The sequence below is a fragment of the Nonomuraea sp. NPDC059194 genome (assembly GCF_042754765.1).
Classification (GTDB): Bacteria; Actinomycetota; Actinomycetes; order Streptosporangiales; family Streptosporangiaceae; genus Nonomuraea.
The window spans coordinates 72,534-89,194 of sequence record NZ_JBHZBH010000015.1 but is presented as its reverse complement, the minus strand read 5'-3'; the positions used below and the strand labels follow the sequence as shown (position 1 = coordinate 89,194).

Genomic DNA, 16,661 nt, shown 5'->3' with positions numbered 1-16,661 from the left:
AAAGGGGTGCGGTTCAGCCCTTGATGGCGCCCGTGAGGACGCCCTTGGTGAAGTACTTCTGGAGGAAGGGGTAGACGAGCAGGATCGGCACCAGCGCGATGACCAGCACGGCCATCTGCACGGAGGCGGCGGGCAGGTCGCGCACGATCGCGACATCGGAGCCCGTGGCGGAGGTGCCGCGGAAGATGAACTGGCGCAGCACGACCTGGATGGGGTGCATGGACTGGTCGTTGAGGTAGAGGATCGCGTTGAAGAAGGTGTTCCAGTAGGAGACCGCGTAGAACAGGCCGACGACGGCGATCACGGCCTTCGACAGCGGGAGCGCGATCCGCCACATCATGCGCCACTCGGTGCAGCCGTCCATGCGGGCCGCCTCGAACAGCTCCTCCGGCAGGTTCTGGAAGAAGGCCCTGACCACGACCACGTTGAACGCGTTGACCAGGACGGGCACGATCAGCGACTGGTAGGTGTCGATCATGCCGAGCTCCTTGACCATGAGGTAGCTCGGGATCATGCCGGGGGTGAACAGGAACGTGGCCAGCACCATCAGCAGGATCGGCTTGCCGCCGAGCATGCCCCTGCGCGAGAGCGCGTAGCCGAGGAAGACCGTGCAGAGCAGGCTCAGCGCGGTGCCGGCGAGCGTGATGCCGATGCTGATCAGCACGGATCTGGTGACCGCGCCGCCCGACAGGATCAGGCTGTAGGCCTCGAACGTCGGCTGGGAGGGGAAGAGCACGTAGGCGCCGCCGTTGGCGATGCTCTCCTCACGCCCCATCAGGCTGGTGCCGAGCGCGAGCCCGAACGGATACAGCACGGCGATCACGATGGCCGTGAGGACGACGAACTTCAGCGCGCGCCCCGCGAACGTCGGGCGCTCCATCCATGGCGGCCTCACCGGTAGATCCCCTGCTCTCCGAAGCGGTGTGCGAGCTTGTTGGCCGCGTAGATCAGCGCGGCGCCGATGACACCCTTCATGAGGCCGGCCGCGGTGCTCATGCCCCAGTCGCCGTCGCGGATGCCGTGGTAGTAGACGTAGGTGTCGATGACCTCGGCGGCTCCGGCGCCGACCGCTTCCCGCTGCAGGACCATCTGCTCGAAGCCGACGGACAGGATGTCGCCGAGGCGCAGGATCAGCATCATGAGGATGACCGAGCGGATGCCGGGCAGCGTCACGTGCCACAGGCGGCGCTTCCAGTCGGCGCCGTCGAGGGCGGCCGCCTCGTACTGGTTAACGTCGATGGCGGTGATCGCCGCCAGGAAGATGATCGTGCCCCAGCCGCAGTCCTTCCAGATCACCTGGGCGGTGACGAGCAGCGTGAAGGTGTCGGCGTCGGACATCAGGTTGCCGATGGTGATGCCGTGGGAGTTCAGGAACCCGCTGACGGTGCCCGCGCCCCCGATGACCTGCTGGAACATCGCGACCACGACGACCCATGACAGGAAGTGCGGCAGGTAGACGACCGACTGGATGAAGCGCTTGATCCGGTGGCCGACCAGGGAGTTCAGCAGCAGGGCGAGCGCGATCGGCGCGGGGAAGTACAGCAGGAGCTGCAGCGCGGTGATCTGCAGCGTGTTGTTGACGGCGGACCAGAACTCGGGCTCCGACAGGAGCATCGTGAAGTTCTCCAGGCCCACCCACGGGCTGCCCGAGATGCCGAGGAACGGCGCGTAGTCCTTGAACGCGATCACGTTGCCCAGCAGGGGGACGTAGAAGAAGACGATGAAGTACAGGACGCCAGGCACGCACAGCGCCAGCAGCGTCCCGTCGCGTTTCAGCCGGTCGCGGATGGTCCGCCGCTGAGGGCGGACGTCCGCCGGGACATCCACCACGGGGGTTGCCGTGGATGCGACCACGTCTCACCTCCAAGTCAGAACGGGTTCGCCGTGAGGCTAGCGCCCATTAATGAAAGTTTCTAGGGTAAACATCGCTGAAACGGGCACCAAGATCCCGCTTAAGGAGGGCAGGCGGCCTGGAATTCGGCGCTGGATGCACAACCTGGGACGTAAAAGATCTACGTTCGACACATCATGTGTCGCCTCCATCCATCGAGTGACTGGAGGCTAGCTCGCAAATATGCAAACAACCAGGGTTAAATAAGCAGGAAGCAGCAGAAGATGCACGGTAGCTATCGCTTCGTGACAGCCCCGTGACCAATTTACGAAGATCGTCTATGAAAAGAGCACGGTGTCGGCGTGGTTGAGCGCCATCCGCAGCGCGCCGAGCGTGATCGACTCGCTGCTCAGCTCCGACGCCACGACCCTGGGCGGGTAGAGGCAGGCCTCGTCCAGGTAGCTCTGGATGGGCCCGACCAGCAGGTCACCCGCGGTGGACAGGCTCCCGCCGATCACCACCATCTCGGGGTCGAGCGGGTTGACGATGCTGACCAGGCCTCCGGCCAGGTGGCGGGCGAACCTCGACACCGCCTCCATGGCCTGCGCGTCACCGGCGCGCGCCCTGGCGATGGCGAACTCCGCGCTCTCCCGCGTCGAGCGCAGCTCGCCCGGCTCGGCGGCCATCGCGTAGTCGAGCACATGCCTGAACGCCGACCAGTGGTCGCCCGCCTGCACGCCGATCTCGCCGGAGGCCGCGTTCGCCCCTCTGTACGGCACGCCGCCGATGAGGAAGCCCAGCCCGAGCCGGTCACCGGTGAACAGGTAGACCACGTTGTCGCGGCCCTGGGCGGCGCCACGCCAGTGTTCGGCCAGCACGGCCAGCCGCATGTCGTTCTCGACGAGGATCGGCGCGGGCAGCCGCCGTTCCAGCTCCGCCCGCAGTTCCAGCCCCGACCAGCCGGGCAGCACGATGCTCTTGACGACCCTGCCCTCGCCGTCGACCACGCCGGTGGTGCCGACACCCACCGCGACAAGCTCGGACACCTCGCGCCCCGCCTGCGCGGCGGCCCTGACGACCAGGTCGCGCACCATGGCCAACCGGTCGGCCACCGGGGCGTCACGCGGCAGCGGCTCCCTGCAGGAGGCCAGGATGGCGCCGCCGAGATCGGCGGCCATCGTGCGGACGCTGGACGAGCCGATGCCCACGCCGACCACATGCCCGGCCGACGCGCGGAACCTGTAGCGGCGGGCGGGACGGCCGCGCTGCCTGTCGCCCTGCTCCTCCTCGCACTCCTCCGCCCAGCCCTCGGCGAGCAGATCCTCGACGATGCCCTCGGCCGTCGGCCTCGACACCCTCGCCGCCCTGGCCAGCTCGGTCAGCGTCGCGTCTCCCGACCCGCGCATGACGCGCAGGAGCGCGGCGGAGTTCAGCTTCCGCAGGAGGGACGCGTCACCGCTGACCTGTCTCATGGAGGTCATCCTACTTTGACAACCTTCTTTCGATAAATCATGTAGCGACGCTGACAGAGGCGTTAAGAAAACCTCGATGGACACAGGGGGTGATCACCGGCACAGTGCGTAAGGTTGTCAGGAGGGGGAAACGACCGTCATGAAAGCGCTGGTCAAGCAGAATGCCGAGCCTGGTCTCTGGCTCGTGGACGTGCCCGAGCCCGAGGTGGGCCCCGGCGAGGTCAAGATCAGGGTGCTGCGCACCGGGATCTGCGGCACCGACCTCCACATCCGCAAATACGACGACTGGGCGAAGAGCACGCTGAAGCTTCCCCTCGTCGTCGGGCACGAGTTCTCCGGCGAGGTCGTCGAGGTCGCGCCTGGCATCGACGACATCAAGGTCGGCGACCTGGTCAGCGGCGAGGGCCACATCGTGTGCGGCAAGTGCCGCAACTGCATGGCGGGCCGCCGCCACCTGTGCATCAACACCGTCGGGCTCGGCGTCAACCGCGACGGCGCGTTCGCCGAATACGTGACCCTCCCGGCGTCGAACGTCTGGGTCCACCGCATCCCCGTCGACCCCGACATCGCGGCGATCTTCGACCCGTTCGGCAACGCCGTCCACACCGCGCTGTCGTTCCCCCTGGTCGGTGAAGACGTGCTGGTGACCGGCGCGGGCCCGATCGGCCTGATGGCCGCGGCCGTCGCCACCCACGTCGGGGCGCGCAACGTCGTGATCACCGACGTCAGCCCCGAGCGGCTGGAGCTGGCGGAGAAGCTGGGCGTCAGCCTCGCGCTGAACGTCGCGCGGAGCTCCATCGCCGACGGCTGGAAGCGGCTCGGCATGCGCGAGGGCTTCGACGTGGGCCTGGAGATGTCCGGACACCCGCAGGCGATGCGCGACATGATCGCGAACATGACCCACGGCGGCCGGATCGCCATGCTGGGCCTGCCAGCCGAGGAGTTCGCCATCGACTGGGCCACGGTCGTCACCTCGATGATCACCATCAAGGGCATCTACGGCCGCGAGATGTATGAGACCTGGTACAACATGTCGGTCCTGCTGGAGAAGGGGCTCGACCTCTCCCCCGTGATCACCGACAGGTTCTCCTACCGCGACTTCGACGCCGCCTTCGACACGGCGGCCAGCGGCAGAACCGGCAAGGTCATCCTCGACTGGAGCGCCGCCTCAGCCCACGCATGACCGCCCCGCCGTACGCACCGATCGGCCCCGGGTGGCGACCACGGCCCGGGGCGGATCGACCCGGACCGCGCCGTGCCCTGGGCGGCCCCGAAGCACCCGCAAACCCCGGCCGAGCTGGGCGCCCCCCGAAGAACCCATAAAGCCCCAGCCCACGACCACGGAGGGGGCCGTGCGAGTTTCGGGGCAAGACTTCCCTCAAGACGAGACTTAGGAGCGTGCGATGTTCGGAACGACGCGGGATGACCTGCGTGCCACGCTGGACGAGATCACCTCGGCAGGGCTGCTCAAGCCCGAACGCGTCATCACCACCCCGCAGAACGCCATGGTCGGCGTCGCGGGCCGCGAGGTGCTGAACTTCTGCGCCAACAACTACCTCGGCCTGGCCGACAACACCGAGGTGATCGAGGCCGCCAAGGAGGCGCTCGACCGGTGGGGCTTCGGCATGGCCTCCGTGCGGTTCATCTGCGGCACCCAGGAAGTGCACAAGGAGCTCGAATCGCGTCTTTCCGACTTCCTCGGCATGGAGGACACCGTCCTCTACAGCTCCTGCTTCGACGCCAACGGCGGCGTGTTCGAGACGCTGCTCGACGCGCAGGACGCGGTGATCTCCGACGCGCTCAACCACGCCAGCATCATCGACGGCATCAGGCTGTCCAAGGCCCGCCGCTACCGCTACGCCAACCGCGACATGGCCGAGCTCGAGGCCAGGCTCAAGGAGGCGTCCGACGCGCGGCGCAAGCTGATCGTGACCGACGGCGTGTTCTCCATGGACGGCTACCTCGCTCCGCTGCGGGAGATCTGCGACCTCGCCGACCAGTACGGCGCGATGGTCATGGTCGACGACTCCCACGCGGTCGGCTTCGTCGGCCCGACCGGGCGCGGCACCCCCGAACTGCACGGGGTCACCGACCGGATCGACATCATCACCGGCACGCTCGGCAAGGCCCTCGGCGGGGCGAGCGGCGGCTACGTGTCGGCCCGCACGGAGATCTGCGAGCTGCTGCGGCAGCGCTCACGCCCCTACCTGTTCTCCAACTCGCTCGCGCCGGTCATCGCGTCGGCGTCGCTGCGCATCCTCGACCTGCTGGAGAGCTCCAGCGAGGCGCGGGAGCGGCTGCGCGACAACACGCAGCGGTTCCGGTCGAAGATGACCGAGGCGGGGTTCGACGTGCTGCCGGGCGAGCACCCGATCGCGCCCGTCATGATCGGCGACGCCGCCGAGGCGTCCGCCATGGCCGAACGCCTGCTCGACCAGGGCATCTACGTGATCGGCTTCTCGTATCCGGTGGTCCCGCACGGCCAGGCCCGCATCCGCGTCCAACTGTCGGCCGCCCACTCGCCCGCCGACGTCGACCGCGCGGTGTCCGCGTTCATCGCGGCCCGATCCGCTTAATTCATCTGTTACGGCAGGCCGGGTCAAGGCCACCGTGGTCACCGCTGACCGCCCGTCCACCACGCCGCTCCAGCAGGACTCCGGCTGATCGCCGTCACGTCAAGGTCGTCGGCGTGACGGCTCCGGCAAACCCGTGGGTCCGTCAGGCCGGTTGACGAGCGTCGTTGCCTGGCCCGGCCACGCGCTCCCGAGGAGCGTCCCCTGGACGGGCGGGACCACGGGCAGACGGAGGCGCACTCCCGTGCTTGCCGTACAGACCGCAAACCGGCCGGGGCCGAGACCAGAGGAGCCGCAGCCCGGCTGCACAATGGGGTGCGTGATTGACACACGCCGGTTGCGGACGTTGCGCGCGGTGGCGGATCACGGCACGGTGACCGCGGCGGCCGCCGCGCTGCACCTCACGCCGTCCGCCGTCTCCCAGCAGCTCGGCGCGCTCGAACACGAGGTGGGCCACCGCCTGTTCGCCCGCGACGGCCGCGGCATCAGGCTCACCGCCGTGGGCCGCATCATGCTCGCCCACGCCGACGAGGTCCTGGCCCAGCTCGAACGCGCGGAGGCCGAGGTCGCCGCCTACACGACGGGCTCGGCGGGCGAGGTGACCGTCGCCTCGTTCGCCACCGCGATCAGCGCCGTGCTCGCCCCCGCCATCAGCGCGCTGCGCGTGTCCGCTCCCGCGTTGCAGATCCGCGTCCTGGACGCCGAGGGCGATCGCGCCCTCACCATGCTGCTCGACGACGAGGCGGACCTGGCGATCGCGGTGGAGTATCGCGGGGCGCCCGACGACCAGCGCCTGACCCGCCTGCCGCTCTACGCCGAGCCCTTCGACCTGCTGCTCCCCGTGGACCACGCGCCCGCCTCGTCGCTGTCGGAGGTGGCGGACGAGCCGTGGATCGGTCCCTATCCCGGCAACCCGGTCCATGACGTGATCGCGTTCGCGTGTGAGCGGGAGGGGTTCACGCCGGGGTTCGCGCACTCCTCCGACGACTTCCGCGCCGTCGTCGCGCTGGTCGGCGCGGGTGCGGGCGTCGCGCTCGTGCCCCGCCTGGCGTTGCGCGACCTCGACCTGTCCAGCGTGATCGTCCGGCAGATCCCCGGACCTGAACGCCGTGTCTTCGCGGCCGTCCGCCGCGGTGCCGACCTCCACCCGCTCCTGCGCCCGCTGCTCACCACCCTCACCTCCGGCAGCCCGCTGAGCTGATTGAACGATCTTTCGCGGACTCCCGAGTAGCATGGCGACGCACAGGTTTGCGGCGAAGGAGGCCGGGTGGCCGAGTTAGAGCGTGTTCCTCCGGGTATCGACCCCACAGTGCCGAGTTCGGCACGCGTCTACGACTACCTGCTCGGCGGCAAGGACCACCTCGCCATCGACCGCGCCGTGGCGGAGATGCTGCTCTCCGTCGCGCCGGACACGAAGCTGGTGGCCCGCGCCAACCGGATCTTCCTGGCCAGGGCGGTGCGACACCTGGCCGAGCAGGGCGTGCGGCAGTTCATCGACCTGGGCACCGGCATCCCGACCTCGCCCAGCGTCCATGAGATCGCCCGCGAGGTCAGCCCCGCCTGCCGGGTGATCTACGTCGACTACGACCCCGTCGTACGGCTGCACGCCCAGGTGCTGCTGGCGGACGTCCCCGGCGTCGCGAGCATCCAGGCCGACCTGCGCCGCCCGAAGGACATCCTCGGCGACCCGCACGTCACCGGCCTCATCGACTTCGACCAGCCCGTCGCGGTGCTGATGGTCGGGGTGCTGCACTTCGTCATGGACGAGGAGGACCCCGCCGGGATCGTGGCCGCGTTCAGGGAGCGCATGGCGCCCGGCAGCCACCTGGTGATCTCCCACACGATGGCGGAGAGCGCGCCCGAGGCGATCGCGCAGCTGAAGATGGCGACGGCCAAGTCTCCCGCGCAGTCCGTCTTCCGCGATCACGCCCAGGTCACACGGCTGTTCGACGGGTTCGAGCTGATCGGTCCCGGCCTCGTTCCCGTGCAGGACTGGCGGCTCGGCGACGACGAGCCCCACATCAGCCTGCTGGACGGCACGCCCGCCCTGCGCGTCGACGGCGGCGTGGCCCGCCTGACCTGACCAGGGGCTCAGCCCTCGCCGCCCAGCCTGAAGACGCGTTGGGCGGCGTCCCCGAGGAAGTCGGCCCGCGCCTCGGCCGTCAGGTCCAGCTCGTCGACCTGGGCGAGAGCACGGTCGTGGGAGAGCTGCGGCCAGTTCGTCCCGAACATCACCTTGCCGCGCCCGTAGGTGTTCATGAAGTGCACCAGCTGCGGCGGGTAGTAGCGCGGCAGGTAGGCGGAGGTGTCGATGTAGACGTTGTCGTGCTTCCACGCGACGCCGATCATCTCGTCGGTCCACGGGTAGCCGATGTGCCCACCGACGATCACCAACTCGGGCAGGTCCAGCGCGATCCGGTCCAGGTATGGCACCGGCCGTCCCGTCTCGGACGGCTTCAGCGGCCCCGTGTGCCCCACCTGCGTGCAGAACGGCACGCCGAGCTCCACGCACGTGGTGTAGAGCGGGTAGTAGAGCCGGTGGTCGGGCGGCAGCTCCCACAGCCACGGCACCATCCGCAGCCCGACGAACCCCAGCTCCTCCACCGCGCGGCGCAGCTCCGCCACGGCCGCGACGGGATGGGCCAGGTTCACCGCCGCCAGGCCCGCGAACCGGTCGGGGTAGGCGGCGGTGAAGGTCGCGATGTCGTCGTTGCTGATCACCCACCCGCCGGGCCGGTGCCACGCCGACAGCAGGAGCATGTCGATCCGGGCCACGTCCATGAGCGCGACGAGCTCGCCGGGGGTGACGGGCGTGTCGATCAGGTCGGCGCTCCCCGACTTCTCGAACAGCCGCCTGATCTCCGGCATGGGCAGCCTGCCGGGCCGTTCTCCCAGGGAGGGCTGCGCCCAGACATCGATAATCACCAGCTCACCATCTCCCGCGGCGGCTGGACGATCAACGTTGGACAGGCGAAGGAACGTGCAGGACCGCTCAACGATGCCGCCAAAATCGGGGCAGGATGGAAGCGCACTCCGAACATCGACACAGGGGGCGATCATCGACCTCGTCTTACTCCTCACGTCCTGCGGTCTCGCGCTGGTCTCCCTCGTCGGCGCGCTGTGGGTACGGCCGGCACGCTACCCGGCCGCCGCCGACGTCGGCAGGGACCGGCTCGCCTACCTGGCGGGCGGCCACACCCGCGTGATCAACGCCGCGCTCGCCGAGCTGGTCGCCAGGGGCACTGTCACGATCTCCTCCGCCCGGCGCATCCAGGTCGTCCCTTCGGGCCCCGAGGCGCGGGGACCGGTCGAGAGCACCATCGTCGAGGCGGCCCGCGACTCCCCCGACGGGCTGGAAGTCCATCTGCCGCACGAGGTCGTCACGGCCGACGACATCGAACGGCTCGTCGGCAAGGGCTGGGTGACCGAACAGGCCACGCGCCGATCCCGCCGCCTGCTGGCCGTCACCGCCGGTGTCGCCTCGCTCGGCTTGGCCGGGACGCTCGTGCTGCTGGGCCTGCGCCTCGTCCCCGCGGAGGTTCTGGCGTGGTCGGCGACGGGGGTGTTCGCGCTGACGGCCGCCGTGAGCCTGGCCGGTCGCAGGTTCGCGGGACGAGTCTCGCGCCTGCTGGACGAGGCGCGGCTCGCGTACTCACCGGGCGAGCCTCCCGCCCGCCCGTCGCCCGAGACCATCGGCTGGGGCGTGGCACTGCACGGTCTGCGCGAGCTGCCCGACCGCAGAGCCAGGGCCGCGCTCGGCCACCGGCCCCGCCCCACCCCGCCACCCGTCCGGCACAGCCGCCGCAGGACCAGGAGCGGCGGCCGCTACCCCTGGGACAGCATGAGCGGAGACACAACCGGCGGCTGGGGCGACAGCGGCGGCGGGGGCGGCGACGGAGGTGGCGGGGGCGGAGGCGGGGGCGACTGAGGCGGCACCGCCCCAGGCACCCCGCCTCACGCCATGGCGCCGCCTCAGGCATCCCACCTACGCCCTGGCGATCCGCAGCGCCTCGGTGAAGCGGGCGTACCGGTCGAGCTCCTCCTTCACCGGTTCCAGCACCAGCTCATCGCCCACGCGCGCCACACCCGACCGCAGCGCCTTGGCCACGCGCCTGGCCCTGCGCCGTCCGCCCAGCGCCGCGGCGATCCTGGAGAGCAGCGCGATCAACAACCCCGCGACCGCCCCGCCGATCAGCAGCACGGTCGGCCACGGCAGCTCGCCGGCCGTCGGCAGGGGCGGCTCGGGCAACCTCAGGTAGGTCAGCACGAACAGCACGCCGAGCCAGATCCCGCCGAGCACCGTGGCCGCGAACACCAGCCACTGCAGCCCTCCGACCGCAGCCCACCAGCGCGGCCTGCGCGCCTCACCGGCCGAGGCGGTCGCCACCACCTTGTCGAGCGCCGCCGCCAGCTCGCCTTCGCGGGAGCGGGCGGCATGCCGTACGGCAGCGGCCCACGGCGCGGGCAGGTCGCGCGCGGACGCCTCGCCCACGTCCCTGATCGCGGTCTCCATGCGCGCCCGCTGCACGGCCGACGCCTCGGGCAGCGAGGACCGGCCCACCACCTCGCCCTTCGCGCCGCTCCCGAGCCCCAGCCTGCGCAGCGGGTCGGGCCTGAACCTGCGCATCCACCTGGTCACCGGCCAGCCCGTCGCGGCCACCGCCCGGTGCGTGTGAGCCCTGCCCACCGCCTCCACCACCAGCGGCACCCCCGCCGCCCCGGCCAGCGCCTTCGTGAGCCGCCGCCTATCCGATACGGCCAAGCCCCCCGCACCCGCCGCTCCCACCGAACCCGCCGCACGCGAGGAGCCCGCCACGCCCGAGGAGCCTGCCGATCCCGCCAAACCCCCCGAGCCCGCCGCAGCCGTCGAGCCCGCCGTACCCACCGCGACCGCCGTGCCCGCTGTGCCTGCCGTGCCCGCTGTGCCTGCCGTGCCCGCTGTGCCCGAGGTGGCGAGGTGGGCGGCGGCGGTGGACACGTCGGCCGACAGGCGGGCCGCCCACGACGCGCGTTCGGTCACCCGTTCCTCCAGCAGCCCGCGCAGCTCGGCCAAACCCGCGCCGGTCCGCGCCGAGGCGCCCATCACGGGCACGCCGTGCAGGCCGTCCTCGTCGAGCAGGCGACGCAGGTCGGCCAGGCAGCGTTCGACGGCACCGGACGGCAGCCGGTCGATCTGGTTGAGCACGACCACCATCACCTCGCCGTGCTCGGCCAGCGGACGCAGATAACGCTCGTGCAGGGCCGCGTCGGCGTACTTCTGCGGGTCCACCACCCACACCAGCAGGTCGACCAGCTCGACCAGCCGGTCCACCTCCAGCCGGTGGCTCAGCTCGATGGAGTCGTGGTCGGGCAGGTCGAGCAGGACCAGCCCCTGGGGGTCACCGGTCACCTCGTGCCGGTGCGGCACCTCCAGCCAGTCGAGCAGCGGGCCTGCGCCCGTGCCGTCCCACAGCGCGGCCTGGGCGGTCGAGGTGGTCGGCCTGGTGACGCCGACCCTGGCCCACGCGCTCCTGGCCAGCGCGTTGAACAGCGACGACTTGCCGCTGCCCGTCGCCCCGGCGAGCGCGACGACCGTGTGGTCGACCGAGAGGCTGCGCCGTACCCCTGCCCGCTCGGCCACCTCCACGGCCGACGCGACCAGCGAAGGCGGGAGCCTGCCCTCCGCCAGCTCGGCCGCTTCCAGCAGGCAAGCCAGCCGGTCGTCCAGCGACGGGCCCTCCTTACGCCGCAACAGCTTCAAGACCCCTCCCCCGCAGCGCCCTGCTCCGGCCGCCCCGAACCAGGCCACTCCGAACCAGGCCGTCCCGAACCAGGCCGTCCCTGATCCGGCCGTCCCGAATCCGGCTGCCCCTGAACCGGCGGCTCCAGACCAGGCGGCTCCTGACCCGGCCGCTCCAGATCGCCGTCGCCGCCGGATTGCTCGGAAGCACGACCCTCGGAAGCGCGGCCCTCGGAAGCGCGGCCCTCGGAAGCGCGGCCCTCGGAAGCGCGGCCCTCGGAAGCGCGGCCCTCGGAAGCGCGGCCCTCGGAAGCACGACCCGATGTGAGCCCCACGGTCTCCCCAGATGGAAGCCCTGCGGTCTCACCAGTCGGAAGCTCGGCGGTCTCGTCCGAGGGGAGTCCGGTGGTCTCGCCAGCGGGAAGCTCGGAAGCGGGCACCCGTGGCAGGGAGGCGGTCTCATCCGCGGGAAGCCAGGCCGTCTCGCCCGGGGGCAGCTCCATCTTGTGGGCGCGGACCACCTCCGCCGCCCCGACCAGCTCGGCCGCCATCCCCTCCGGCACCGCCACCTGCTCCAACAGCTCCATGAACCGGGCCGCCTCCGCGTCCAGCAGCGCCTTCACCCGACCCCGCAGGTCTTCCCGCGCCTTGGCGGTCAGCGTCCGCACCGCCTGGTCTCCGAAGATCGCCTCCAGGACCTTCTGGGAGAGCACCGACGTGCCGCCCGCGATGCCGATCTCCACTCCCGTCAGCCCGCCTGTGGAGGCGAAGACGGCGAGCATCAGCAGCAGCCCCGCCCCGTTGATCCCGAACGACGCCACCCTCGCCGTGGTGCGCTTCTCCTCGCCTTCCGCCCTGACCAGGTCGAGGACGTAGCCCTGCCAGCCGCGCACCACGTCGTCGTAGTCGATCCCGGACGAGGCCCGCCCCAGCTTGGCCGCCACGACCGCCCCCGCCTGGTTCAGCAGGTCCATGCCGCCGGGCGCCGCCGTCCAGCCGTCGAGTGCCCGTTCGGCGGAGCCGTCGACCGATCCCCTGATGAGCGAGGCGACCCCGCTCTCCAGCGCCACCCGCAGCCTGGCCTGTGGCGCCTGCCGTCCGGTGAACAGCGCCGACACCCGGTCGCGCAGCCAGCCGATGCGTGATTCGAGCGAGCGCATGAGGTCGCCGGTGCCGATGAAGTCCTGCCATCTGGCCATCACCTCGCCGCGCAGCAGCGAGCCGTCCCGCATGCCCTCGTCGAAGTCGGCCATCCCGCCCGAGTAGGCGGCGGAGACTATCTCGGCCAGCCGTTCGGCGCCCTTGCGCTGCTGGGCGACGGCCGAGGCCAGCGCGGGGACTCTGCTCGCGAGGCTGTCCAGCGCGCCCGCGAGCGTCTGCCGTACGACGCGCGCCCTGGCGGCCGAGGAGGCGGCGAGCCCGGCGAGCCACTCGCTGATCGGCCGGACGGCGGCGGGGTGCAGCCGCCCCTTCTCGGTCAGCAGCACCGCCTCCTGCACGGTGAACAGCGGCGTGCCCGCCAGGCCGTTGACCTCCAGCAGGCGGGCCAGGTCGGCGGAGACGGGCTCGACGGCGTCGGGCGGCACCCGGTCGAGGATGATCGCGAGCGCGGTGCTCCGTTCGCGTGCCGACCGCAGGAAGCTCCACGGGACCTCGTCGGCGTAGCGGGCGGCGGTGGTGACGAACAGCCACAGGTCGGCCGCGGCGAGCAGTTGCGCCGCGAGCTCCCTGTTCGCCGTCACGACCGAGTCGATGTCGGGCGCGTCGAGCAGCGCGAGTCCCTGGGGCATGGACGGTACGGTCACCACGCGCAGCGTGCCGGGGTCGCCCGAGGACCCCGTCACCCGCGGCAGTCCCGGCAGGACCTCCAGGGACATGAACCACGGCGTGTCGGCGGGGCTGGCCACCAGCGTCGGCGCCAGCGTGGTGGGCCGCAGCACGCCCGGCTCGGAGACGTCGGCCCCCATCAGCGAGTTGACCAGCGTCGACTTTCCGGCCCCGGTGGACCCGCCCACCACGGCCAGCAGCGGCGCGTCGATCGCCAGCAGCCTGGGCAGCAGGTAGTCGTCCAGCTGTCCCCTCAGCTCGCGCAGCGCCCGCCGGTCGGCCTCCACCTCACCGATGGCAAGAGGGAACAGGTCGGTGGAGAGCAGGCGCCGCAGCGAACGCAACGCCTCGAGGAGGTCCATGGATCCACGCTAGTCACTGGAATCGTCCGCGTCGGACCGCCACGACGGATATTTAGGGCACGTCTTGCTCACGAGTCGGGTGGTGGCTCCCTGAGCACGTAGCCGACGCTGCGCAGCGTGTGGATGAGCCGCGGCTCCACGTCGTCGACCTTGCGCCGCAGGTACGACACGTAGGACTCGACCACGCCCGCGTCGCCGCCGAAGTCGTAGTTCCACACGTGGTCGAGGATCTGCGCCTTGGACAGCACCCTGCCCGCGTTGGCCATGAAGTAGTGCAGCAGCTTGTACTCCGTGGGCGACAGGTGCACCTGCCGGCCGCCGCGCCACACCTCGCGCTCCGTCTCGTCCAGCACCAGGTCGGCCACCCGCAGGCGCGCGTCGCCGACCTCCCCTCTGGTACGGCGGAGCACCGCCTGCACCCTGGCCAGCACCTCCTCCAGGCTGAACGGCTTGGTGACGTAGTCGGAGCCGAGCCCGAGCCCGGTCAGCTTGTCGTCGGCCGCGTCCCGCGCGGTCAGGAACAGCACGGGCGCGTCCAGCCGCTTGGCCACCTCGAACCCGTCGAGGTCGGGCAGCATCACGTCGAGCACCACCAGGTCGGGCCTGGCCCGCTCGGCGATCTCCACGGCCTCCAGCCCGTCGGCCGCGGTCAGCACCTCGAAGCCGGAGAAGCGCAGGCTGGCGGAGAGCAGGTCGCGGATGCTCGGCTCGTCGTCCACCACCAGGATCAACGCCTCAGGTGTGTTCACATCCGCCAGCGTGCCGCAGCAGGCTGAGGAGAAGCTGAAGGGTTACTCAGGGGCGAGTGGGAGTTCCACTCTGAACGTCGCGCCCTCGCCCGGCACGCTGTGCACGACCACGTTGCCGCCGTGCGCCTCGACCAGCGCCTCGACGATCGCCAGGCCGAGGCCGCTGCCCCTGTCGTCGCCCGATCTGCGGGCGCGGGCCGAGTCGGCGCGGTAGAAGCGCTCGAAGACCCTCTCGGCCTGCTCGGGGGTGAGGCCGGGCCCCTTGTCGACCACTTCGAGGAACACGGTGTCGCCGGTGGCGCCGACCCTGATCGTGACGGGCGTGTCGGGGGGCGTGTGGGTGAGCGCGTTGGACATGAGGTTGCCGACGACCTGGCGCAGCCGTACCTCGTCGCCGGAGACGATGAGGGCGGCGCCGCCGACGACCTCCAGCGAGATGCCGCGCTCGGGGGCCAGGATGCGGGCGTCGTGGACGGCGTCGGCGGCCAGCGCGAGCATGTCGACGGGCCGCATCTGCAGCGGACGCTGCTGGTCCACCCTGGCCAGCAGCAGCAGGTCGTCGACCAGCAGGCTCATCCTGCCCGCCGCGCGCTCGACGCGGCCGAGCATCTCGGCGGGGTCGGCCTCGGGGTTCTGCCTGGCGTACTCGGCGAAGCCGCGGATCGTGGTCAGCGGCGTGCGCAGCTCGTGGGCGGCGTCGGCGACGAAGCGCCGCATCCGCTCCTCCGACCTGCCTGCCGCGTCCTCCGAGGCGGTCCGCGCCGCGAACGCCGCCTCGATCTGGGCAAGCATGACGTTGAGTGCGCGGGCCAGCCGTCCCACCTCGGTGCGCGGGTTGCCGTCCGGCACCCTTCTGCCGAGCTGGCCGCCCGCGATGGCCTCCGCCGTACGCTCGATCTGGGCCAGCGGGCGCATGCTCTTGCGCACGGTCGTGACGCCGACAACGGTCAGGATCAGCATGATGCCGCCGCCGCCGAGCAGCTCGATGAGCGCCAGCCTGCGGGTGATCTGCGTGACCTCGTCCAGGTCGAGGGCGATCAGCACGACGGCGTTCTGCGCTCCGCGCACCTCCTGCACCCGCCACTCGCCGTCGCCCGCGATCGCGGGCACCGTCGTGGGCACGGCGGGCGGCGGGGTGGGTACGGCAGGCGGCGGCCGGTGGTCGGCGTCGAGGCCGCTGACCCACGGACCGCCCGCCTTGACGATCGCGTCGGGCTCCAGGACCAGGCTCTTCAGCCCGGGAGCGCCCTTGTGCTGGACCCTGATGAGCGCCCGCGCCGCCACCACCGAGATCTGGGTGTCGACCCGGTCGATGAGGTAGTTGTGCAGGACGGAGACGCTCAGCACGCCGATGAACGTGAGCCCGAAGGCCAGCAGCAGCAGCGTCGCGGCGATGAGCTTGAGCCGGAGGGTCATGGGTCGGGAGGGGTGCGCAGCACGTAGCCCACGCCGCGCAGGGTGTGGATGAGCCGCGGTTCCCTGTTGTCGATCTTGCGGCGGAGCACGGAGACGTACGACTCGACGATGCCCACCTCGCCCCTGAAGTCGTAGTCCCAGACGTGGTCGAGGATCTGCGGCTTGGACAGCACCCTGCCCGCGTTGGCCATGAGGTAGTGCAGCAGCTTGAACTCCGTCGGCGACAGTGCCACGGGCCTGCCGCCCCGCCACACCTCGTGGCTCTCCTCGTCCAGCTCGATGTCGGCGAACGTGAGCCGGGGCGGCGGCGCCTGCGGATCTCCCGAGGTACGGCGCAGCACCGCGCGGATCCTGGCCACCACCTCCTCCAGGCTGAACGGCTTGGTGACGTAGTCGTCGCCGCCGATCGTGAGCCCGCGAATCTTGTCCTCTGTCTCGTCACGCGCTGTGAGGAACACCACCGGCGTGCCCTGCCCGCTGCCGCGCAGCCTGCGCACGACCTCGAACCCGTCCAGGTCGGGCAGCATCACGTCGAGCACGATGAGGTCGGGGCGGTGCCGCTGCACGGCGGTGACCGCGTCGAGCCCGTTCTTGGCGGTGGACACGTCGAAACCCGCGAACCTGAGGCTCGCGGCGAGTAGTTCGAGGATGTTGGGCTCATCCTCGACGATCAGCAGGCGTGCTTCCACGGCGTCCATAGTGGCCATCACAT

General features: G+C 70.9%; 14 protein-coding genes. 5 read left to right on the top strand and 9 right to left on the bottom strand.

What is annotated here, in order from left to right; all coding sequences use genetic code 11:
- Nucleotides 1-13: 13 nt before the first annotated feature.
- The 3 genes from ACFXJ8_RS19935 to ACFXJ8_RS19925 all read right to left on the bottom strand — a co-directional run bounded on the left by ACFXJ8_RS19935 (nt 14) and on the right by ACFXJ8_RS19925 (nt 3,303).
- Nucleotides 14-895 (bottom strand): carbohydrate ABC transporter permease, encoded by an 882-nt coding sequence (locus ACFXJ8_RS19935; protein ID WP_379645388.1) that lies wholly within the window; start codon nt 893-895, stop codon nt 14-16.
- Entirely contained in the window at nt 892-1,854 is a 963-nt protein-coding gene (locus ACFXJ8_RS19930; protein WP_379645387.1) for an ABC transporter permease, read from the bottom strand. The genes ACFXJ8_RS19935 and ACFXJ8_RS19930 overlap by 4 nt, the downstream gene beginning before the upstream one ends.
- Nucleotides 1,855-2,169: 315 nt before the next feature.
- Nucleotides 2,170-3,303, bottom strand: a complete 1,134-nt coding sequence (locus ACFXJ8_RS19925; RefSeq protein WP_379645386.1) for an ROK family protein — start codon at nt 3,301-3,303, stop codon at nt 2,170-2,172.
- 139 nt (nt 3,304-3,442) lie between these two features.
- Between ACFXJ8_RS19925 and tdh the strand changes: the two genes are divergently transcribed.
- The 4 genes from tdh to ACFXJ8_RS19905 all read left to right on the top strand — a co-directional run bounded on the left by tdh (nt 3,443) and on the right by ACFXJ8_RS19905 (nt 7,959).
- Nucleotides 3,443-4,486 carry an L-threonine 3-dehydrogenase gene (tdh, locus tag ACFXJ8_RS19920; protein WP_379645385.1) on the top strand — a complete coding sequence of 348 codons (1,044 nt, stop codon included), beginning with the start codon at nt 3,443-3,445 and terminating at the stop codon, nt 4,484-4,486.
- A gap of 220 nt (nt 4,487-4,706) precedes the next feature.
- Nucleotides 4,707-5,879: a glycine C-acetyltransferase gene (locus ACFXJ8_RS19915; RefSeq protein ID WP_379645384.1), complete on the top strand. Its 1,173-nt coding sequence runs from the start codon at nt 4,707-4,709 to the stop codon at nt 5,877-5,879.
- Between the two features lie 316 nt (nt 5,880-6,195).
- Nucleotides 6,196-7,077 (top strand): LysR family transcriptional regulator, encoded by an 882-nt coding sequence (locus ACFXJ8_RS19910; RefSeq protein ID WP_379645383.1) that lies wholly within the window; start codon nt 6,196-6,198, stop codon nt 7,075-7,077.
- A 66-nt stretch (nt 7,078-7,143) separates the two neighbouring features.
- Nucleotides 7,144-7,959 (top strand): SAM-dependent methyltransferase, encoded by an 816-nt coding sequence (locus ACFXJ8_RS19905; protein ID WP_379645382.1) that lies wholly within the window; start codon nt 7,144-7,146, stop codon nt 7,957-7,959.
- 8 nt (nt 7,960-7,967) lie between these two features.
- Here the strand turns inward: ACFXJ8_RS19905 and ACFXJ8_RS19900 are convergent, their stop codons facing one another.
- Nucleotides 7,968-8,801 carry an amidohydrolase family protein gene (locus ACFXJ8_RS19900; RefSeq protein WP_379645381.1) on the bottom strand — a complete coding sequence of 278 codons (834 nt, stop codon included), beginning with the start codon at nt 8,799-8,801 and terminating at the stop codon, nt 7,968-7,970.
- Between the two features lie 73 nt (nt 8,802-8,874).
- Here ACFXJ8_RS19900 and ACFXJ8_RS19895 point away from each other — a divergent pair, with 73 nt between their 5' ends.
- Complete coding sequence (locus ACFXJ8_RS19895) at nt 8,875-9,804, top strand: TIGR04222 domain-containing membrane protein (RefSeq protein ID WP_379645380.1); 930 nt, start codon at nt 8,875-8,877, stop codon at nt 9,802-9,804.
- Nucleotides 9,805-9,861: 57 nt separating this feature from the next.
- Here ACFXJ8_RS19895 and ACFXJ8_RS19890 read toward each other — a convergent pair whose 3' ends face one another.
- The 5 genes from ACFXJ8_RS19890 to ACFXJ8_RS19870 form a co-directional block, all read right to left on the bottom strand.
- Complete coding sequence (locus ACFXJ8_RS19890) at nt 9,862-11,616, bottom strand: GTPase (protein ID WP_379645379.1); 1,755 nt, start codon at nt 11,614-11,616, stop codon at nt 9,862-9,864.
- The gene (locus ACFXJ8_RS19885; protein ID WP_379645378.1) at nt 11,613-13,784 is read right to left on the bottom strand and encodes an ABC transporter; all 2,172 of its coding nucleotides are present in this window, start codon (nt 13,782-13,784) and stop codon (nt 11,613-11,615) included. Before ACFXJ8_RS19885 ends, ACFXJ8_RS19890 begins: the two co-directional genes overlap by 4 nt.
- A gap of 68 nt (nt 13,785-13,852) precedes the next feature.
- Nucleotides 13,853-14,542, bottom strand: coding sequence for a response regulator transcription factor (locus ACFXJ8_RS19880; protein ID WP_379645467.1), 690 nt, complete (start codon nt 14,540-14,542; stop codon nt 13,853-13,855).
- 33 nt (nt 14,543-14,575) lie between these two features.
- On the bottom strand, nt 14,576-15,949 hold the full coding sequence (locus tag ACFXJ8_RS19875; RefSeq protein WP_379645377.1) for a sensor histidine kinase: 1,374 nt from the start codon (nt 15,947-15,949) through the stop codon (nt 14,576-14,578).
- The gene (locus ACFXJ8_RS19870) at nt 15,946-16,647 is read right to left on the bottom strand and encodes a response regulator transcription factor (protein WP_379645376.1); all 702 of its coding nucleotides are present in this window, start codon (nt 16,645-16,647) and stop codon (nt 15,946-15,948) included. Before ACFXJ8_RS19870 ends, ACFXJ8_RS19875 begins: the two co-directional genes overlap by 4 nt.
- Nucleotides 16,648-16,661 lie beyond the last annotated feature (14 nt).

Coding starts and splice junctions, on each gene's coding strand:
- ACFXJ8_RS19925 (WP_379645386.1), bottom strand. CDS start 3,303: ATGAGACAGGTCAGCGGTGACGCGTCCCTCCTGCGGAAGCTGAACTCC.
- tdh (WP_379645385.1), top strand. CDS start 3,443: ATGAAAGCGCTGGTCAAGCAGAATGCCGAGCCTGGTCTCTGGCTCGTG.
- ACFXJ8_RS19915 (WP_379645384.1), top strand. CDS start 4,707: ATGTTCGGAACGACGCGGGATGACCTGCGTGCCACGCTGGACGAGATC.
- ACFXJ8_RS19895 (WP_379645380.1), top strand. CDS start 8,875: ATGCCGCCAAAATCGGGGCAGGATGGAAGCGCACTCCGAACATCGACA.
- ACFXJ8_RS19885 (WP_379645378.1), bottom strand. CDS start 13,784: ATGGACCTCCTCGAGGCGTTGCGTTCGCTGCGGCGCCTGCTCTCCACC.
- ACFXJ8_RS19875 (WP_379645377.1), bottom strand. CDS start 15,949: ATGACCCTCCGGCTCAAGCTCATCGCCGCGACGCTGCTGCTGCTGGCC.
- ACFXJ8_RS19870 (WP_379645376.1), bottom strand. CDS start 16,647: ATGGACGCCGTGGAAGCACGCCTGCTGATCGTCGAGGATGAGCCCAAC.